Consider the following 16,499-nt stretch of genomic DNA (forward strand, 5'->3'; position numbering starts at 1 on the left):
CGGTAAACCCGGCTCGGTTCAACCCGGTGATTTGCGACCAACCCAGCGGGATGATTTTGGATGGCCTCAGGTCACAGCATTTGCAATTACACGATTTCATGAGCGTTTTCACCGGCCTGTTCGACGGGGAACGGGCCAATCGGGCTCGATCGTACATAAGAGGTATACATGAGCCGCGTCGTTTGAGTGAGCATCAGCACTCAATCAAATACTGGCTAGGTGGACCTGACCTGAGAATGACGCAGAGACAGCAAAAACAAGCGAATGAAGCCACGTACCGCTCCCAACAAGATCCGCTACTCGTCCTTTCGCATTTCGAGACGCGGCGTATCCGACGAACAATCCGGAGAGCCCAGCTGCGCGAGATCATTCCGCTGTCCGATACGACCATTTATGAGATGGAGCAACGCGGAGAGTTTCCGAAGCGTTTCTATCTGACTTCCAGGTGTGTCGTCTGGGATCTAGCGGAAGTGGAAGCCTGGATTGACGAACGTCGGCGGGCGTCCGAGGCAGCTGTCTTCCAGAAGACGCCCAGCCCTGATGTTCGTAAGCGCAAGAAGAGACCGGTTCGTATCTAATCAGGCCCAAGCGATTAGCTGCTGCGCCCGCGCCCCCTCGACGACGGAGACAATACAAACGCTGGGATCAGCAAACGCAGCGCCACAGGTTCTTCATCGATCGTTCCACTCGACGCTGGCGAGCCAAGGTTCGGGCCCGATACACAACCGCTAAACCAGATGAAGTATTGGGCGCACTCTGAATTCCAGCTAAAATGTTATGGCATGAGTCCCGGCGCGGATAATGTCATCGCCGAGGGGAAGTGAACCGGCGTCCGTTTCTGGCCCAAGACCCAGGCATCAACCATGTCCGCCCATTCCTGAAGCATGTGCCGGCGCTGGTGTTCGTACTCGGCCTTGTTGTAGACGCTGCGAGACGAACGGCGTTCTTCATGCGCGAGGCACTTCTCGATCCAGTCGCTGTTAAAACCGAGTTCATTTAACAATGTTGAGCCGGTGCGGCGCAGGTCATGAACAGTGAAATGTTGCAGGGCGAGTCCCTTCTCCTTGGCGCGCTCAATGATGGCCATGGTGACACGATTGAAGGTCGCTTTTGACATCGGCTGGTCAGCGTCATATCGCGAGGGCAGCACATAGCGTGAATTCGCGGCACAGGTCTTCAGCGCGATCATGATGTCTAGCGACTGCCGTGACAGATACACATTGTGCGGTTTGCCGCGTTTCATCCGCTCTTTCGGGATATTCCACACGGCGTTTTCGAAATCGACCTCGTCCCAAGTGGCTTCCAGTAACTCACTCTTGCGAACCATGGTCAGCAGGATCAACCGCAGGCCGAGACGGATGGTGGGCAGCGTCGGCACGTGCTCCAGTTCACCAAGCATGATGCGTATCTCAGCTGGCGTAAGCGCGCGGTCCTTGGCGACGAAAGTCGCGATCGATGCCGGAGCCACGCCATCAGCCGGGTTGCGGATCTTCTCGCCATGGAGAATGGCAAAACGGTAGACCTGCTTGACGATGTCGCGGACATGGATGGCCGTCGCCGGCGCCCCGCGATCCTTCACCTTGTAGCAGAGCGCACGCAGGTCTTCAGATGTGATTTCAGTCAACAACCGGTTCTTCCATGCGGGCAGGATATCGCGATCAAAGATCGCCTTGCGCATTGACCGCGTGCTTTCTGCCATGCGCGCTTCCTTAAGCCAGCGCTTACCGACTTCCTTGAAGCTTGCTGCGGGTGTCAATCGCTGTTTCCTGCGTTGCTTCTCAAGAGCGGGGGAGCGCCCCTCTGCCACCAGCTTTCTTGCAGCTGTGCACCGCTCTCTCGCCTCGGACAAACCGATCCCGTCCGATCCGTAGCGCCCGATGGTCAAGGTCTCGCGACGCCCGTTGAGACGGTAATCATATCGAAAGGTGATCAGCCCTGAAGGTGCGACGACGACGTACATACCGTCACGATCCGACAGCTTGTACGACTTTTCTTTTGGTTTCAGCTTCTTAAGGGCGAGATCGGTGAGCACCTGAGGGACCTCTTCGGAACAAGAGAACGCGTCGATGGCCCAATTTTTACCGTCAACCTTTGCGAAAACTCTTTTATTATCAATATGTTATGCGTGAAATCAGCATGCCACTTAGCCTTGAGTCCCTGACGGTATTTGGAAACTGGCTTGTTGACGAAAATGCGGATACCGTCAACCTTACCGTCAAACGGCTTCACTTAGCGGCGATAGACCGCGATAGAGGGCGACAGATTTTTATTTTACTTTCAACGAGATACGTCGATAATACGATTCGCCACGAAACACCCCGAAGGACGTCGTATCATTCCCACTCAATTGTGCCAGGTGGCTTTGAGGTCACGTCGTAGACCACGCGGTTTATACCCTTCACCTCATTGATGATCCTCGTTGCGGCACGGCCCAGGAATTCCATGTCATAGTGGTAGAAATCCGCCGTCATGCCGTCGACCGAGGTCACCGCACGGAGCGCGCAGACATATTCATAGGTGCGGCCGTCCCCCATCACGCCCACAGTCTGCACCGGAAGCAAAACGGCAAAAGCCTGCCAGATTGCGTCGTAGAGCCCCGCCTTGCGGATCTCATCCAGATAGATTGCATCGGCAGAGCGCAAGATCTCCAGTTTCTCGCGCGTGATGCCACCGGGACAACGAATCGCGAGCCCCGGTCCCGGGAAAGGATGGCGACCGATGAAACTGTCCGGCAGGCCCAGTTCCTTGCCGAGAATGCGCACCTCGTCCTTGAACAGCTCGCGCAGCGGCTCGACAAGGCTCATGTTCATGCGCTCGGGAAGGCCGCCGACATTGTGGTGCGACTTGATCGTGACCGATGGACCGCCGGTGAAGGAAACGCTCTCGATCACATCGGGATAAAGCGTGCCCTGAACCAGGAAATCCGCCCCGCCCAGCTTTTTCGCCTCTTCCTCGAAAACCTCGATGAAGAGACGTCCGATGGTCTTGCGCTTCTTTTCCGGATCGCTTTCGCCTTCAAGCTCGCCGATGAACCGGTCCGATGCATCGACAAGAATGAGCGGCAGATTGTAGTGCTCGCGGAACATGGCGACGACATCGGCCGCCTCGTTCTTACGCATGAGCCCGTGGTCCACCAGAATGCAGGTGAGCTGATCGCCAACGGCTTCATGCGTCAACAGGGCGGCAACGGAGGAGTCGACGCCGCCGGACAGCGCGCAGATGACCTTGCCCGTGCCCACCTGTTTGCGGATCGCCTCAACAGCCTGTTCGCGGTAGGCCGCCATGCTCCAATCGCCCTTTAGGCCGGCGATGTTGTGCACGAAATTCGACAGGAGCCGCGCGCCATCCGGTGTGTGCACCACCTCCGGGTGAAACTGGACACCGTAATATTTGCGCGCCTCGTCGGCGATCGCTGCGAAGGGCGCTCCGGTGGAGGTGCCGACAACGCGGAAACCGGGCGGGATCGCGGTAACGCGGTCGCCATGGCTCATCCAGACCTGATGGCGGGTGCCCTTGGCCCAGACACCGTCGAAGAGCGGGCAATCGTCCTCGATATCGAGGAAGGCGCGACCGAATTCGCGATGGTCGCTGCCTTCGACCTTGCCGCCGAGCTGGGCGCACATGGTCTGTTCGCCGTAGCAGATGCCCAGAACCGGAAGACCCGAGGCAAAAATCACCTCGGAGGCGCGCGGGCTGCCGATATCCACGGTGGAAGCCGGGCTTCCCGAGAGAATAATGGCCTTGGGCTGGAGCCGGCCAAAAGCTTCTTCCGCGGACTGGAAAGGCGCGATTTCGCAATAGACCCCGGCCTCGCGCACACGCCGCGCGATGAGCTGCGTGACCTGGCTGCCGAAATCAACGATCAGAACGGTGTCGGGATGGGAAGTCGTCATGGCGAGGCTTTAAAGAAAGAAACGAGTCGGCGCAACCGGCTTGAAACGGTTTCCCGATCTTTAAAGCACCGTGCGTCCTTTTGAACCTTTCAAGGCTCACTATCCTCTCTTTTTGCGTGTTCCAGCCGTCAGATGAGACCGTCGGCAATCGCTGTCTCCAGACAGTCCACGGCATCGGCAAGCTTTTCGTCGATCACATGCAGATATTCGGTCCAGTTGCCAACGTGCTGGAGCTCTTCTGCGCCATCGGAGATGCCGCGCAATGCGACAAGCCCGACACCGAAGCGCTGGCAGGCGCGCAGCACAGCGAAGGTCTCCATATCCACCATATCGGCATCGATCGCCTCATAGGCCTTCCCCGAAACCACATTGCCGCCCGTGGAAAGCGAAGCTTCGGCAATGCCGGGAATGCGCAGCGGAAGAGGCACCGAGATCGGCAGGTCGAGAAACGGCGTGGCGCCTTTCTCGAAGCCGAGCGGGGATGCATCCATATCGCGGTAGGAAACGGACGTGGCCTGATAGATGCCGGTCTGCTCCAGCCGCCGGCTGCCCGCCGAACCGAGCGATACCAGAAGATCGGGAAGCCGCTCCCCGGCTTGCAAAAGCGCCAGTTCCGCCCCGAGAACGACGCCGGCCTCGACCGGGCCGACACCGGTCATCAACGGCTTAAAGCGCTTCTTCAGATGCGGCCCGTATTCAGCTTCGGCGGCCATGACGAACAGGACCGTGCGACCTGATAGGATCGCCGGCTCGATCAGGTTCACATTCATCCGGCAATGCCCTCCCGACCGATGACGGTCATCAGCGTCCCGGTCATGGTGGCAACAAGCTTCGCCTCGCCCTCATCCTGATAGGCATAGGCCTGCCCGTCGGCCACCATGATGGTGCGGCCAGGCTTGGTGACGGCGCCGCGAAAAAGGAAGCGGCTGCCCCGCCCCGGAGCCAGAAGATTGATCTTGAACTCGATGGTGAGCACCGCCGCATCCGACGGCATGAGCGAGTAGGCAGCATATCCGCAAGCCGAATCCAGCGCTGTCGAGATGATGCCGGCGTGCAGAAAACCATGCTGCTGGGTCAGACTCTCATCATACCCCATCTCGATCTCGACGATCCCGGGGGTGACAAGCGTCATCCGGGCACCGATGGTGCTCATAATCTTCTGGCGGGCGAAGCTTTCGCGCACCCGCTTTTCAATGTCCTGCGCACCGGCCATGCTCATGGGCAGAAACTCCTCTCGATCATTCCTGCATTCATGCGATTTCCGCACTTGCGGCCAAACGGCAGGAGGCTGATGACATGCTTGCGCTCAGCGGCGGCGCAAGGCGGCGAAGTGGAACCCGTCAGTACCGGTCCGCAAGGGTGACAGGGCAATGCCGAGCGCGGGATCAACGCGGACGCAGCCACTCTTGCCGGGGAAATTCTCTTCCCACAGCGCATTGTGATCAAGCGGCTCGAATGCTGAATTCTTCTCAATGAAACCGCGAATCCGGTCAGCATTCTCCTGCGGGAAAACCGAGCAGGTGATATAGGCCAATCGTCCGCCCGGCTTCACGAAGCGGCTCGCCTTCACCAGGATCTCGGCCTGTTCGCTCTGGCGCTGCTCGAGCTGCTTTTCCGTCAGGCGCCACTTGGCGTCGGGGCGCCGCCGCCAGGTACCCGATCCCGTGCAGGGCGCATCGACCAGCACGAGATCCATCTTGCCCACAAAGGGTTCGAGCGCTTCTTCCTCGGCAACCGCCTGCACATTGCGACAGCCCGCGCGGCGCAAGCGGTCGAAGATCGGAGCCAAGCGCTGCCGATCCGCATCGAAGGCGCGGATCTGACCGGTATTGTCCATGGCGGCGGACATGGAAAGCGACTTGCCGCCCGCACCGGCACAAAAATCGAGCACCTGCATGCCCGGTGCCGCGCCTGCCAATTGGCCAACAATCTGCGAGCCCTCGTCCTGCACTTCGAACCAGCCTTTCTGAAAGGCGGGTTCGGCCTGTACGTTGGGGTGACGCCCCTGCCCCTCGATGGCCGCGATACGCAACCCCTTGAGGGCCAGACCGGCATCAACCGCCCCCGCACGCGCCAGTGCTGCCCGCACCTTGTCACGACCGGCCTTCAGCGTGTTGACCCGCAGATCGAGCGGCGGACGGGTGGCAAGGGCCGCCCCCTCCTCTGCCCAGGCTTCGCCATAGGCCCGTTCAAGAAACGGCTCACACCATTCGGGACAATCTGCGCGAACACCGGCGGGAGCATCTTCGAGCCGTCGACCGGCAAGCGCCGAAAGCTCCGCCTCGCTCAAGGGCTCGGGCGCAAAATTGTCGCCGGTCAGGGCTTCATTCAGGCTGTCGGGTGTGAAGCCCGCTTCCAGCAGGAGGGCGCCGAAGGCGTTGGCGCGGGGCGTGTCTTCGTCCAGCAGCCAGGCCGTGGAGCGCTTACGGCGCAGAGCATCGTAGACAATGTTGCCGATAGCGGCGCGATCCTTGGAACCTGCAAAGCGATGCGAAAGACCCCAGTCCTTCAGCGCTTCCGCCGCCGGGCGATAACGCCGGCTGATGTCGTCCAGTACCTCGATGGCCGCAGCCAGTCTTCCGCCCAGTCGCATATGTTTTCCTTGCCGGTGTCCCGAATGCGGCACTGCTAACGGGAAGCCGCGTTCCAGACAAGCAAAATGGGCGCGGAGACCTCCACGCCCATGCTGTTTTCAAAGCCTTTCGGAGCTATGCCCGACCACAGGAACTGGAGGCAGCCTTATTCGGCAGCCTGTTGCGGTGTCTTGCCGGTGACGGGCACCGCATTGGGTTCGTAGCCGTGGGCTTCCTTCAGGGCCTTGCGCACGCCATTTCCGTAATCGGGATGAATCTTGTCGAAATGCGCGAGCTGGCGCTCAACGATCTCGCCCGGCACTCCACCCATGGCGGCGGCGATGTTCGAGAAGAGCCTGTTCTTCTGCCCTTCGTCGAAGAGATTGAAGAGCGCTCGGGGCTGGCCATAATCATCGTTGCCGATGCGATGGTTGTATCGGTCGGCATCGCCGGAGATCTTGAGCGGCGGCTCCTTGACGGCGTGCTTCTCCACCGGACCGCCAAAGGAATTCGGCTCATAATAGGCATCCGGATTGCCGGTCTTGATGCCTCCGAACGTGTTCATCTCGCCATCGCGGTGATAGTGATGCACCGGGCATTTCGGCTGGTTGACCGGAATGGTCTCGTAATGGGTACCCAGCCTGTAACGATGCGCGTCGGCGTAGGAGAAGACGCGGGCCTGAAGCATCTTGTCCGGCGAATGGCCGATCCCCGGCACGATATTCGACGGCGAGAACGCAGCATTCTCGATTTCGGAGAAATAGTTGTCCGGATTGCGGTTCAATTCCATCACGCCGATGTCGATCGGCGGATAGTCCGCATGCGGCCACACCTTGGTGAGATCGAACGGATTGTAGGCGGTTTTCTCCGCGTCAGCCTCGGGCATGATCTGCACCTGGACCTTCCATTTGGGGAATTCGCCCCGGTCAATCGCGCCGTAGAGCTCTTCCTGATAGCTTTCGCGCGTCTTGCCGACCACTTCCTCAGCCTCGGCGTTGGTATAGTGTTTGTGGCCCTGCATGGTCTTGAAGTGGAACTTCACCCAGAAGCGCTCTCCCTTCTCGTTCCAGAAAGAATAGGTGTGGGAGCCGTAGCCATTCATGAACATCGGTGCAACCGGCAGGCCACGGTCAGACATGAGGATCGTGACCTGGTGCAGGCTTTCGGGCGAAAGCGACCAGAAGTCCCACATGGCCGTCGGCGAACGCAGATTTGTGCGCGGATGACGCTTCTGCGTGTGGATGAAATCGGGGAATTTCAACGGATCGCGAACAAAGAAGACCGGCGTGTTGTTGCCGACCAGATCCCAGTTGCCGTCCTCCGTGTAGAATTTCAGGGCGAAGCCACGCACGTCGCGCTCCGCATCGGCAGCGCCCTGCTCACCGGCCACCGTCGAAAAGCGCGCCAGCATCGGCGTCTCGACGCCCGGCTGCAATGCCTTCGCGCAGGTGTATTTTGAAATATCGCCGGTGATCTTGAGAACGCCATGTGCGCCCCAACCCTTGGCATGCACCACGCGTTCGGGAATGCGCTCGCGGTTCTGGTGCGCAAGCTTTTCAATCAGCTGATAATCCTGGAGAAGGACCGGGCCGCGCTCGCCAGCGGTGATCGAGTTCTGATTGTCGCTGACGGGTGCGCCAGCGGACGTGGTCATCGTCGGTTTGTCGGCCATGCTCGTTACTCCCTTCAAATCGTGAAACTTCGCCCAAGGCTGAGCGCCACTGCTTATTCACACGCGACCCAAAGGGCGCCGTGTGTTTGGAATGATTCCAGAGTAGTAAGCCGTATCCATAATTTCCAATTGTCTTTGGTATTTCTTTTGATAGATTTTTCTTATGATCCGTCTCACCGTGAAGCAGATGCAGTACTTCGAGCGGCTGGCTGAAATGCTGCATTTCGGCCGGGCGGCGGCAAGCTGCGGTATTACCCAGCCCGCCCTGTCGGCACAGATTTCCGAAATGGAGGCTCAGCTTGGCGTTCAACTTTTTGAACGCGGCCGTCATGTTCGATTGACCTCAGAGGCGCGTGCGATGCAGCCGCGCATTGCCCGCATCCTCGCGGAATTGCGCGACCTTGAGTACGAGGCCCGGCAAGACCGGCAGGCGCTGGAGGGACGCTTCCGGCTCGGCGTCATCCCGACCGTGGCCCCCTATCTGCTGCCAGAGCTTCTGCCACGCCTCAAACGGGAGTTCCCCCTGTTGCAACTCGAAATCCGGGAAGCGGTCACCGGCACACTCATGCAGGACACGGCTGGCGGTCTGCTCGATGCGATGATCGCGGCGGAACCGATTGAGGAGCCCCGGCTCATCCATGAAGCACTTTTCGAAGACCCCTTCTATCTCGCGGTTCCCGAGGACGAGGCCGAGCGGATCGCCCCACCTGTCGCTCAGGAGAGCATGGCCCTGGAAAGGTTGATGCTGCTCGAAGACGGTCACTGCCTGCGCGGCCAGGCTCTGGAAATATGCGGCATGGTGAAGCCAGTGACCATGGAGAGCTTCGGCGCCACCAGCCTCACGACATTGCTGCATCTGGTGTCGCATGGCATGGGAGTGACACTCATTCCGGCAATGGCTTTGCCTTCCGCGAAGCTGCTTCCCTCCGTGCGGATTCTGCCGTTCGCATCGCCAAGCCCAGCCCGCATTCTCTGCCTCGCATGGCGCAAGACAAACCCCAGACGCTCGGATTTCCAGATACTCGGAAAAGCCATTCGGCAATGCCTGAACGACATGATGCCCACAAGCATATTACAAGACTATAACAAGAACATTAAATAGACTTATCGGCGTATTAACCAACATCAGCTTATCATTCTCTTATTTGGAGAATGGAATTTTGATGGAAAAATATATTTCGGAATTGTTCGGCACATTTTGCCTCGTGTTCTTCGGGTGCGCCAGTGTGGTGACGGGCGGTTTTGGTGGCGTCGCCATCGCCCTGTCATTCGGCATCGGCGTGACGGCCATGGCCTATGCGATCGGCTCCATTTCCGGGGCCCATCTCAACCCGGCCGTCACGCTTGGAGCCTTCATTGCAAACCGCCTGCCGGCGCGTGACGTCGCTCCTTATATGATTGCACAAGTGGCGGGCGCCATTCTGGCGGCCGCCACCCTCTGGCTTATCGTGAGCGGCAAGGCCAGCGGTGCGCCCGCCAACCTTGCTGCGACCGGCTGGAATCCCGTAACGGGTTATTCCATGGCCTCAGCACTGATCGCGGAGTTGCTTGCAACCTTCGTCTTCGTGACCGTCATCCTCAACGTGACATCCGAGAAAGGCGCCACGCTTCTCGCCGGGCTGGTGATTGGCCTCACCCTGACCCTCATCCACCTGAGCCTCATTCCGGTCAGCGGGTCGTCGCTCAATCCAGCCCGCTCCATCGGCCCTGCCCTGTTTTCAGGCGCTACGGCCCTGAGCCAGCTCTGGCTCTATATTGCAGCGCCACTTGCAGGCGGGTTTATCGCTGGCGTCGTATCCCGCGCGGGTATTCTCGAAAAGAAGTAGCCAAACAAAAAGGGGCCGTCAGGCCCCTTTACTCATTTCGAACTGCAATGCCGCCTTGCCTTATGCTCCGCCGGGATAATTGGGGCTTTCGCGGGTGATGGTCACATCGTGGGCGTGGCTTTCACGCAGGCCCGCACCCGAAATGCGCACGAATGTCGCGCGATCGCGGAAATCGGTGAGGTTCGCCGCCCCCACATACCCCATCGCCGCCTTGAGGCCGCCGGTCAGCTGATGCAGAACGCCGGCAGCCGGCCCCTTGTAGGGAACCTGTCCCTCGATGCCTTCGGGAACGAGCTTCAGCGTATCGCGCACTTCCGCCTGGAAATAGCGGTCAGCCGACCCCCGCGCCATGGCGCCCACGGAGCCCATTCCACGATAGGCCTTGAAGGACCGGCCCTGATGCAGATAGACCTCGCCAGGCGTCTCGTCCGTTCCGGCAAGGAGCGAACCGACCATAACCGCCGAAGCACCGGCCGCAAGCGCCTTGGCCATGTCACCCGAGAACTTGATGCCGCCATCGGCGATCAGGGACACGCCCGCCTTATCCGCAACTTCCATCGCCGACATGATCGCGGAAAGCTGCGGAACGCCGACGCCAGCGACAATGCGCGTGGTGCAGATCGAACCCGGACCAATGCCGATCTTGACCGCATCAGCGCCCGCATCGATCAGCGCCTTGGTGCCGTCGGCGGTGGCCACGTTGCCAGCGACGATGCGCACCGCATTCGAGAGCTTCTTGACGCGGCTCACCGCATCAAGAACGCGCTGGGAATGGCCATGCGCGGTGTCGACCACCAGAAGATCGACGCCTGCATCAATCAGCCGCTCGGCGCGCTCGAAGCCGTCGTCGCCGACCGTGGTGGCCGCCGCCGCGCGCAATCTTCCCTGAGCATCCTTGGCCGCATGCGGGTTGAGCTGAGACTTTTCGATATCCTTGACCGTAATCAAGCCAACGCAGTTTCCAGCATTGTCGACCACAAGTAGCTTCTCGATGCGATGCTGATGGAGAAGCCGCTTCGCCTCGTCCTGCTCGACCCCTTCCTTCACCGTCACCAGATTTTGATGGGTCATCAGTTCGCGCACGGACTGGTTCGGGTCGGAAGCAAAACGCACGTCGCGGTTGGTCAGGATGCCGGCAAGACGGCCGGTCATATGACCGCCCGCACCGCCATTCTCGACCACCGGAATGCCGGAGATGCCATGGGCGCGCATCAGCGCCTGCGCCTCCGCAAGCGTTGCATCAGGGCCGATGGTGATCGGGTTCACCACCATGCCGGATTCGAACTTCTTCACCTGCCTGACCTCCTCGGCCTGTTCGGCCGGGGTGAAATTGCGGTGAATGACGCCGATACCGCCGGCCTGGGCCATTGCGATGGCGAGCCGGGATTCGGTGACCGTATCCATTGCCGCCGACAGGATCGGAATATTCAGCTCGATGTCGCGCGCGATGCGAGTGCGTACATCCGTCTGTCCGGGCATGACCTCGGAGTGGCCGGGCTGCAGGAGCACGTCGTCGAAGGTGAGCGCCTGTGCGCCGGTTGCGGTTTCGATGATTTTTGCCATGGCCGACCCTTGAAGATGAGAGGATGCGCGACCCGCTTCCATAGCGAAAGCGCGACCCGATTTCATGATTCCCTTTCAGGATTGGCGCTGGCTGGTACCACGTCGCGGCGCGGATGAAAAGGTGCAATGCGCTTTACATGCCGAATGTTCAACAGCACCAATCGGCAATGGCGTCTGCTACAGGACAAGATGCGGAGCCTGTGCTAAAGCTCGCCTGCGATTTTCCGCCGGTGCAGTATGCCCGGCACATCATTCGCCGGAATACCGCAAAGCCGGCAAACAACGAAGCATTGCCTTGAACCGCACAGTCCCGCTTGTCCTCGCCGTCGCGCTCTTCATGGAGCAGATGGACTCGACAGTCATCGCCACCTCCCTGCCGGCTATCGCTGCGGATATCGGCACGAGCCCGGTCACGCTGAAACTGGCGCTGACGACCTATCTCGTAGCGCTTGCGATCTTCATTCCCGTCAGCGGCTGGATGGCGGACCGCTTCGGACCGAAGCAGGTGTTCCGCGCGGCGATTGCCGTATTCGTCGTGGGTTCTGTGGCCTGCGCCTTTTCCAATTCACTCGGTGCCTTTGTGCTTTCGCGCTTCCTGCAAGGAATGGGCGGCGCGATGATGACGCCGGTCGGGCGCCTCGTTCTTGTCCGCGCCACGCCGCGCAAGGAACTGGTCAGCGCCATGGCCTGGCTCTCGGTGCCCGCGTTGATCGGGCCGATCGCCGGGCCGCCGCTCGGCGGCTTCATCACGACCTATTTTTCCTGGCACTGGATATTCCTCATAAACGTGCCCATCGGGCTTGTCGGCATCCTCGTCTCGGGCCGCGTGCTGCCGGAATTTCCAATGCAACCGACCGGGCGCCTGGATGTGGCGGGCTTTGTCCTGTCAGGCCTTGCCGCCTCGGGCCTGGTGTTCGGTCTTTCCGTGATCAGCCTTCCCGCCCTGCCTCCCATCGTCGGGCTGTTAACCGTGCTTGTGGGCGTGGCGGCGACAGTTCTCTACATTCGACATGCAAGGCGCACATCCACTCCCGTGCTCGCCCTCGGGTTATTCAGAAACCGCACGTTCCGGGCCGCCATTGTCGGCGGATCGCTGTTTCGCGTCGGTGTCGGCGCAGTGCCTTTTCTTCTTCCCCTCATGTTCCAGACGGTTTTCGGCCTCACACCGTTCGAATCCGGCCTTTTGACCTTCGCTTCCGCCTTCGGCGCCATCGCCATGAAATTCACGGCGACCACGGCGCTCAGACTGGGCGGGTTTCGTCATGTTCTGGTGATCGCAGCACTGCTTGGCGCATTCAGCATGGGCGTCAACGCCTATTTCACGCCATCGACACCGCATGGCGTCATCATCGCCGTGCTGATCGTTGCGGGGCTTTTACGTTCACTTTTCTTCACATCGGCCAATGCGCTGACATTCGCCGATGTCAGCGACCGGGAAGCCAGCCAGGCTTCCAGCATCGCGGCCGCCAGTCAGCAAATCTCCATTGCAATGGGCGTGGCCATTGGCGGCGGCGTTCTGGAGGCAACGTCCTTCTTCACCGGAACCGCGCTCGGGCTGGATGCCTTTGTAAATGCCTTCCTGATCGTGTCCTGCATCTCAGCATTGGCGGCGGTTCCGTTCTTTCTGTTGCCGCCGGAGACCGGCGCCAATGTTTCGGGTCACGGCCGGCGCCGTTCGGGAACAGGCGACGGGCAAGCGCAGGCTGCGGAGTAGACGGGCGCTCCGGGACCGAGATCGGCTCACCGTTTCACAGAAACCCTGAACCGATCTATCTCTTTGTTTTCCCGCATTTATGCAGACGTCAGGTGTTTCCACCTGACTGCAAAATGCTCTAACGCATCCTCAGGACACAAGCTCCGTCACCTCCCGCGGGAAAATCTGGCCCGTGCATTCGAAATATTTTTGCAGCACCAGCATGGATATCAGATGCTCGCGCCGGCGGTTGGCAAAGCGCGCCACATGAGCATTTGCGGCACGAATGATCGAGCGGGCCTCCTCAGGATGCCGCTCGAAATGCTCAACGAGATCGGGCAGGTTCGAAAGGTCATCGCAGAGTTCCGCATAGTGCACGCCCGGCTCGAGCAGCCCCTCCATGAACCATGTTTCGCAGCGGGGCCGTGGCATCAGGCAAAGTGAATTCGATGCCATGATCCACTTCAGATTTGTCGCCACATCACGGCCTTCGAGCGAAACGATGTAACGGCAGCGCATATGCTCGCGGATGGACACATGCGGTTTTGCCGGAATGCCTTCGAACCCCTCACCCGTCTGGCCGATGTCGAAACGTCTGTCGCTGGCATAAAGCCCGACAATTCTCTCGCGCGCAGGATTGTTCATGGTCCCGCGCCATATGGCGACGGGTTTCTTTTCCTCGAGGCGAAACGGATCTTTCGGCCAGCGGAAATGGCGAAGGCGATCAAGCTTCATCAGCACTGCCGCGGCATTTTTTTCCGCAATCGGGCGGCTCTTGATGATGGAGGGCATGGCCGGCACCTCCGTCACGTCGCCGAACCGATGGGCAAGCCGAAAGCTTGCAGGGAACACGCAGGCATATTCACGCAGGTCGAAGTAATAATATGTAGGCCTGAAAGCCAGATTTTTTGAAAGAGGAGCGCCCTCTATCGAAGCTCCCGGGGTCAATTTATTATAATAATTGACCCTTTGAATGACCTCCACCGAAGCACCCCTGCGCGCGATGGCATCGAGTTGGCGCTGCCAGAGCCAGTGCCAAAGAGGCTGCGGCACCAGTTCGCGCAGCAATGCAACCGTGTAGTAGACAACGCGCTGGAGGGGGCTTTTGACGCGCGTCCACATGATGAAACCTACCGCGGCACCGTTTCTTCGTCCGGATGATCGGCCACATCATCATCGTCGGGGCGGCCCTTGAAGTCCTTCGCCAGAAGATAGAGCTCGACGGATTCTGCGCGAGAAGCCTGCGGCTTCACGTGATGAACGGAGCGGAAGTTCTTCTTGAGCTGTTCAAGCAGACTGTTTTCCGCCCCGCCCTGAAACGTCTTGGCCAGGAAATGCCCGCCGGGTTTCAGGACCGACATGGCAAAATCCGCTGCTGTTTCGCACAAATGCATGGTGCGGATATGGTCCGTGCGCCGATGCCCGGTCGTCGGCGCTGCCATGTCCGACAAGACGACATCCGGGGCATCGCCCAATGTCTCCATGAGGCGATCCGGAGCATCGTCATCGAGAAAGTCCATCTCCAGAACGACAGCGCCCGGCACAGGGTCCATCCCCAGATAGTCGATGCCCACCACCAGCGGGGCTTCTTCCGTGGAGCCCACTCGCTCGACCGCCACCTGGCACCAGCCGCCTGGCGCCGCGCCCAGGTCGATGACGCGCGCGCCGGGTTTCAGGAGCTTGTAACGATCGTCGATCTCCGTCAGCTTGTAGGCTGCGCGCGAGCGCATGCCCTCGGCCTGCGCGCGGTGCACATAAGGATCGTTCAGATGGCGTTCGAGCCAACGGCGCGAGGAATTCTTCAGGCCGCGCTTTTTCTTGACGCGCGTTTTGAGCGCACGTGCGCCGCCCTTGCTCGCCGGTTTCTTCGTCATGCAGACCGTCCTACGCGGCGACGCCGACGCCATACGCCATCCGATGCCATCATCTCACTCAACATTCCCTCGCGCAGGCCGCGATCGGCCACACGCAGCCGCTCGGCCGGCCAGCGACGACGGATCGCCTCCAATATCGCACAGCCGCCCAGCACCAGATCCGCCCGGTCCGCGCCGATGCAGGGATTGGCCTTGCGCATGTCAAAATCCCAGGAAAGGAGCGTGTCAATCATCCGGTCGACATTCTCGCGCTCCATCCAAAGCCCGTCGACCCGACGCCTGTCATAACGCGACAGGCCGAGATGTACGCCGGCAAGTGTCGTGACCGTGCCGGAAGTGCCGATCAGGTGGAACTTGCCGCCCGCGACCACATCTTTCAACCGTCCGCCATCGTCGAAGCGATCGAGCATCTGCGAAACCGCATCGACCATCGCGGCGAAGCTCTCCTGCGTCACGTGATGGCCGCCGAAGCGCTCGGACAAGGAGACCACACCAACCGGCAGCGATGTCCAGGAAACGATGTGCTCGGCAAGCCGTGGCGTGCGATGACGCGAAACATCCACCAGGGCGATCTCGGAGGAGCCGCCGCCGATATCGAAAAGAACCACACCATCGGTTCCCCTGTCGACCAGTGTGCCGCAACCGGCCACCGCCAGCCGCGCTTCGGTCTGCCGGTCGATGATTTCCAGGGAAAGCCCCGTTTCCTGCTTCACGCGGCTGATGAATGCAGCACCGTTTTCCGCCGAGCGGCAAGCCTCTGTCGCAATCAGACGCATGCGTCTGGGTTTGCGGGTTTTGAGCTTTTCCGCGCATATCTTGAGTGCGGCGACGGCCCGGTCCATCGCCGCCTCGCCCAGCCGCCCCTCCTGGGACAGGCCCTCGCCAAGGCGCACGATCCTGGAAAACGCATCCACGACCTGAAAATGGCCCGGACGTCCTGGAACCGCCATCAGAAGGCGGCAATTGTTGGTGCCCAGATCGAGAGCGGCATAGGTGGTGCGGTTTTCTTCACGGCCGCGATTTGGCGCGGGACGGCGTGAAGGAGCAGGCTTCTTCTGTTGTGGCTGCTCGGGTTTCGATTCGCTCTCAGCCGCGGCTGGCACATCGCCACCGGGACCCTTCACGTAGAGCTTGCGCTTGCGCCTTTTCCGGCGCTTGCGCTTCTGCGGATTCGCTGAGCCGCCTGCAGCAGAAGCGCGAGCTTCTTCCGCATGAGCAGGGAGTCCGGCCGACCGTTCGTCGAAGCCGAGGGTAGCGCCCCCATCCGACGCGGTTTCCCGGACAGCCCGCGCAGCCGGCGAAACACCGCCGTTGTCGTGGTTGTCCACCGCTATTTCCTTTGGCCGCCGCGCGAGCCATTCCCGGCGCTGCAGGCAGCTTCACTTTTTTACGTTGGCTATAGAAT

General features: G+C 60.3%; 14 protein-coding genes. 4 read left to right on the top strand and 10 right to left on the bottom strand.

Translation table 11 applies throughout. From position 1 onward, the window contains the following. Nucleotides 1-578: helix-turn-helix transcriptional regulator (locus tag NA8A_RS25765; protein WP_009452743.1), on the top strand; the 578-nt coding region annotated here is incomplete at its 5' end. A gap of 197 nt (nt 579-775) precedes the next feature. Here the strand turns inward: NA8A_RS25765 and NA8A_RS22565 are convergent. The 6 genes from NA8A_RS22565 to katA all read right to left on the bottom strand — a co-directional run bounded on the left by NA8A_RS22565 (nt 776) and on the right by katA (nt 8,138). Continuing rightward, nucleotides 776-2,032, bottom strand: a complete 1,257-nt coding sequence (locus NA8A_RS22565; RefSeq protein WP_009452744.1) for a tyrosine-type recombinase/integrase — start codon at nt 2,030-2,032, stop codon at nt 776-778. A gap of 301 nt (nt 2,033-2,333) precedes the next feature. Beyond that, a complete protein-coding gene (gene guaA, locus NA8A_RS22570; protein WP_009452745.1) occupies nt 2,334-3,893 on the bottom strand; it encodes a glutamine-hydrolyzing GMP synthase in 1,560 nt (519 codons plus the stop codon). A gap of 128 nt (nt 3,894-4,021) precedes the next feature. Then, nucleotides 4,022-4,663 (bottom strand): 5'-methylthioadenosine/S-adenosylhomocysteine nucleosidase, encoded by a 642-nt coding sequence (locus NA8A_RS22575; protein ID WP_009452746.1) that lies wholly within the window; start codon nt 4,661-4,663, stop codon nt 4,022-4,024. Further along, the gene (locus tag NA8A_RS22580) at nt 4,660-5,112 is read right to left on the bottom strand and encodes a PaaI family thioesterase (protein ID WP_009452747.1); all 453 of its coding nucleotides are present in this window, start codon (nt 5,110-5,112) and stop codon (nt 4,660-4,662) included. The genes NA8A_RS22575 and NA8A_RS22580 overlap by 4 nt, the downstream gene beginning before the upstream one ends. Before the next feature lie 87 nt (nt 5,113-5,199). Beyond that, complete coding sequence (locus tag NA8A_RS22585) at nt 5,200-6,486, bottom strand: RsmB/NOP family class I SAM-dependent RNA methyltransferase (protein WP_009452748.1); 1,287 nt, start codon at nt 6,484-6,486, stop codon at nt 5,200-5,202. 146 nt (nt 6,487-6,632) lie between these two features. Further along, nucleotides 6,633-8,138: a catalase KatA gene (katA, locus tag NA8A_RS22590; protein WP_009452749.1), complete on the bottom strand. Its 1,506-nt coding sequence runs from the start codon at nt 8,136-8,138 to the stop codon at nt 6,633-6,635. Nucleotides 8,139-8,301: 163 nt separating this feature from the next. Here katA and NA8A_RS22595 point away from each other — a divergent pair, with 163 nt between their 5' ends. Beyond that, nucleotides 8,302-9,240: a hydrogen peroxide-inducible genes activator gene (locus NA8A_RS22595; RefSeq protein WP_009452750.1), complete on the top strand. Its 939-nt coding sequence runs from the start codon at nt 8,302-8,304 to the stop codon at nt 9,238-9,240. Nucleotides 9,241-9,301: 61 nt separating this feature from the next. After that, a complete protein-coding gene (locus NA8A_RS22600) occupies nt 9,302-9,964 on the top strand; it encodes an aquaporin (protein WP_009452751.1) in 663 nt (220 codons plus the stop codon). 60 nt (nt 9,965-10,024) lie between these two features. Here the strand turns inward: NA8A_RS22600 and guaB are convergent, their stop codons facing one another. Beyond that, nucleotides 10,025-11,527: an IMP dehydrogenase gene (gene guaB, locus NA8A_RS22605; protein WP_009452752.1), complete on the bottom strand. Its 1,503-nt coding sequence runs from the start codon at nt 11,525-11,527 to the stop codon at nt 10,025-10,027. 295 nt (nt 11,528-11,822) lie between these two features. Between guaB and NA8A_RS22610 the strand changes: the two genes are divergently transcribed. Further along, complete coding sequence (locus NA8A_RS22610; protein WP_009452753.1) at nt 11,823-13,241, top strand: DHA2 family efflux MFS transporter permease subunit; 1,419 nt, start codon at nt 11,823-11,825, stop codon at nt 13,239-13,241. A 129-nt stretch (nt 13,242-13,370) separates the two neighbouring features. On the opposite strand, the gene NA8A_RS22615 is transcribed toward NA8A_RS22610, so the two are convergent. From NA8A_RS22615 to NA8A_RS22625, 3 genes are read right to left on the bottom strand one after another with little or no spacing between them, the layout of a single operon-like run. Next, nucleotides 13,371-14,342 (bottom strand): glycosyl transferase family 90, encoded by a 972-nt coding sequence (locus NA8A_RS22615; RefSeq protein ID WP_009452759.1) that lies wholly within the window; start codon nt 14,340-14,342, stop codon nt 13,371-13,373. Between the two features lie 8 nt (nt 14,343-14,350). Further along, a complete protein-coding gene (locus NA8A_RS22620; protein ID WP_009452760.1) occupies nt 14,351-15,094 on the bottom strand; it encodes an RlmE family RNA methyltransferase in 744 nt (247 codons plus the stop codon). After that, nucleotides 15,091-16,422 (bottom strand): Ppx/GppA phosphatase family protein, encoded by a 1,332-nt coding sequence (locus NA8A_RS22625; protein WP_009452761.1) that lies wholly within the window; start codon nt 16,420-16,422, stop codon nt 15,091-15,093. The genes NA8A_RS22620 and NA8A_RS22625 overlap by 4 nt, the downstream gene beginning before the upstream one ends. Nucleotides 16,423-16,499 lie beyond the last annotated feature (77 nt).

It is taken from the genome of Nitratireductor indicus C115, assembly GCF_000300515.1.
GTDB lineage: Bacteria > Pseudomonadota > Alphaproteobacteria > Rhizobiales > Rhizobiaceae > Nitratireductor > Nitratireductor indicus.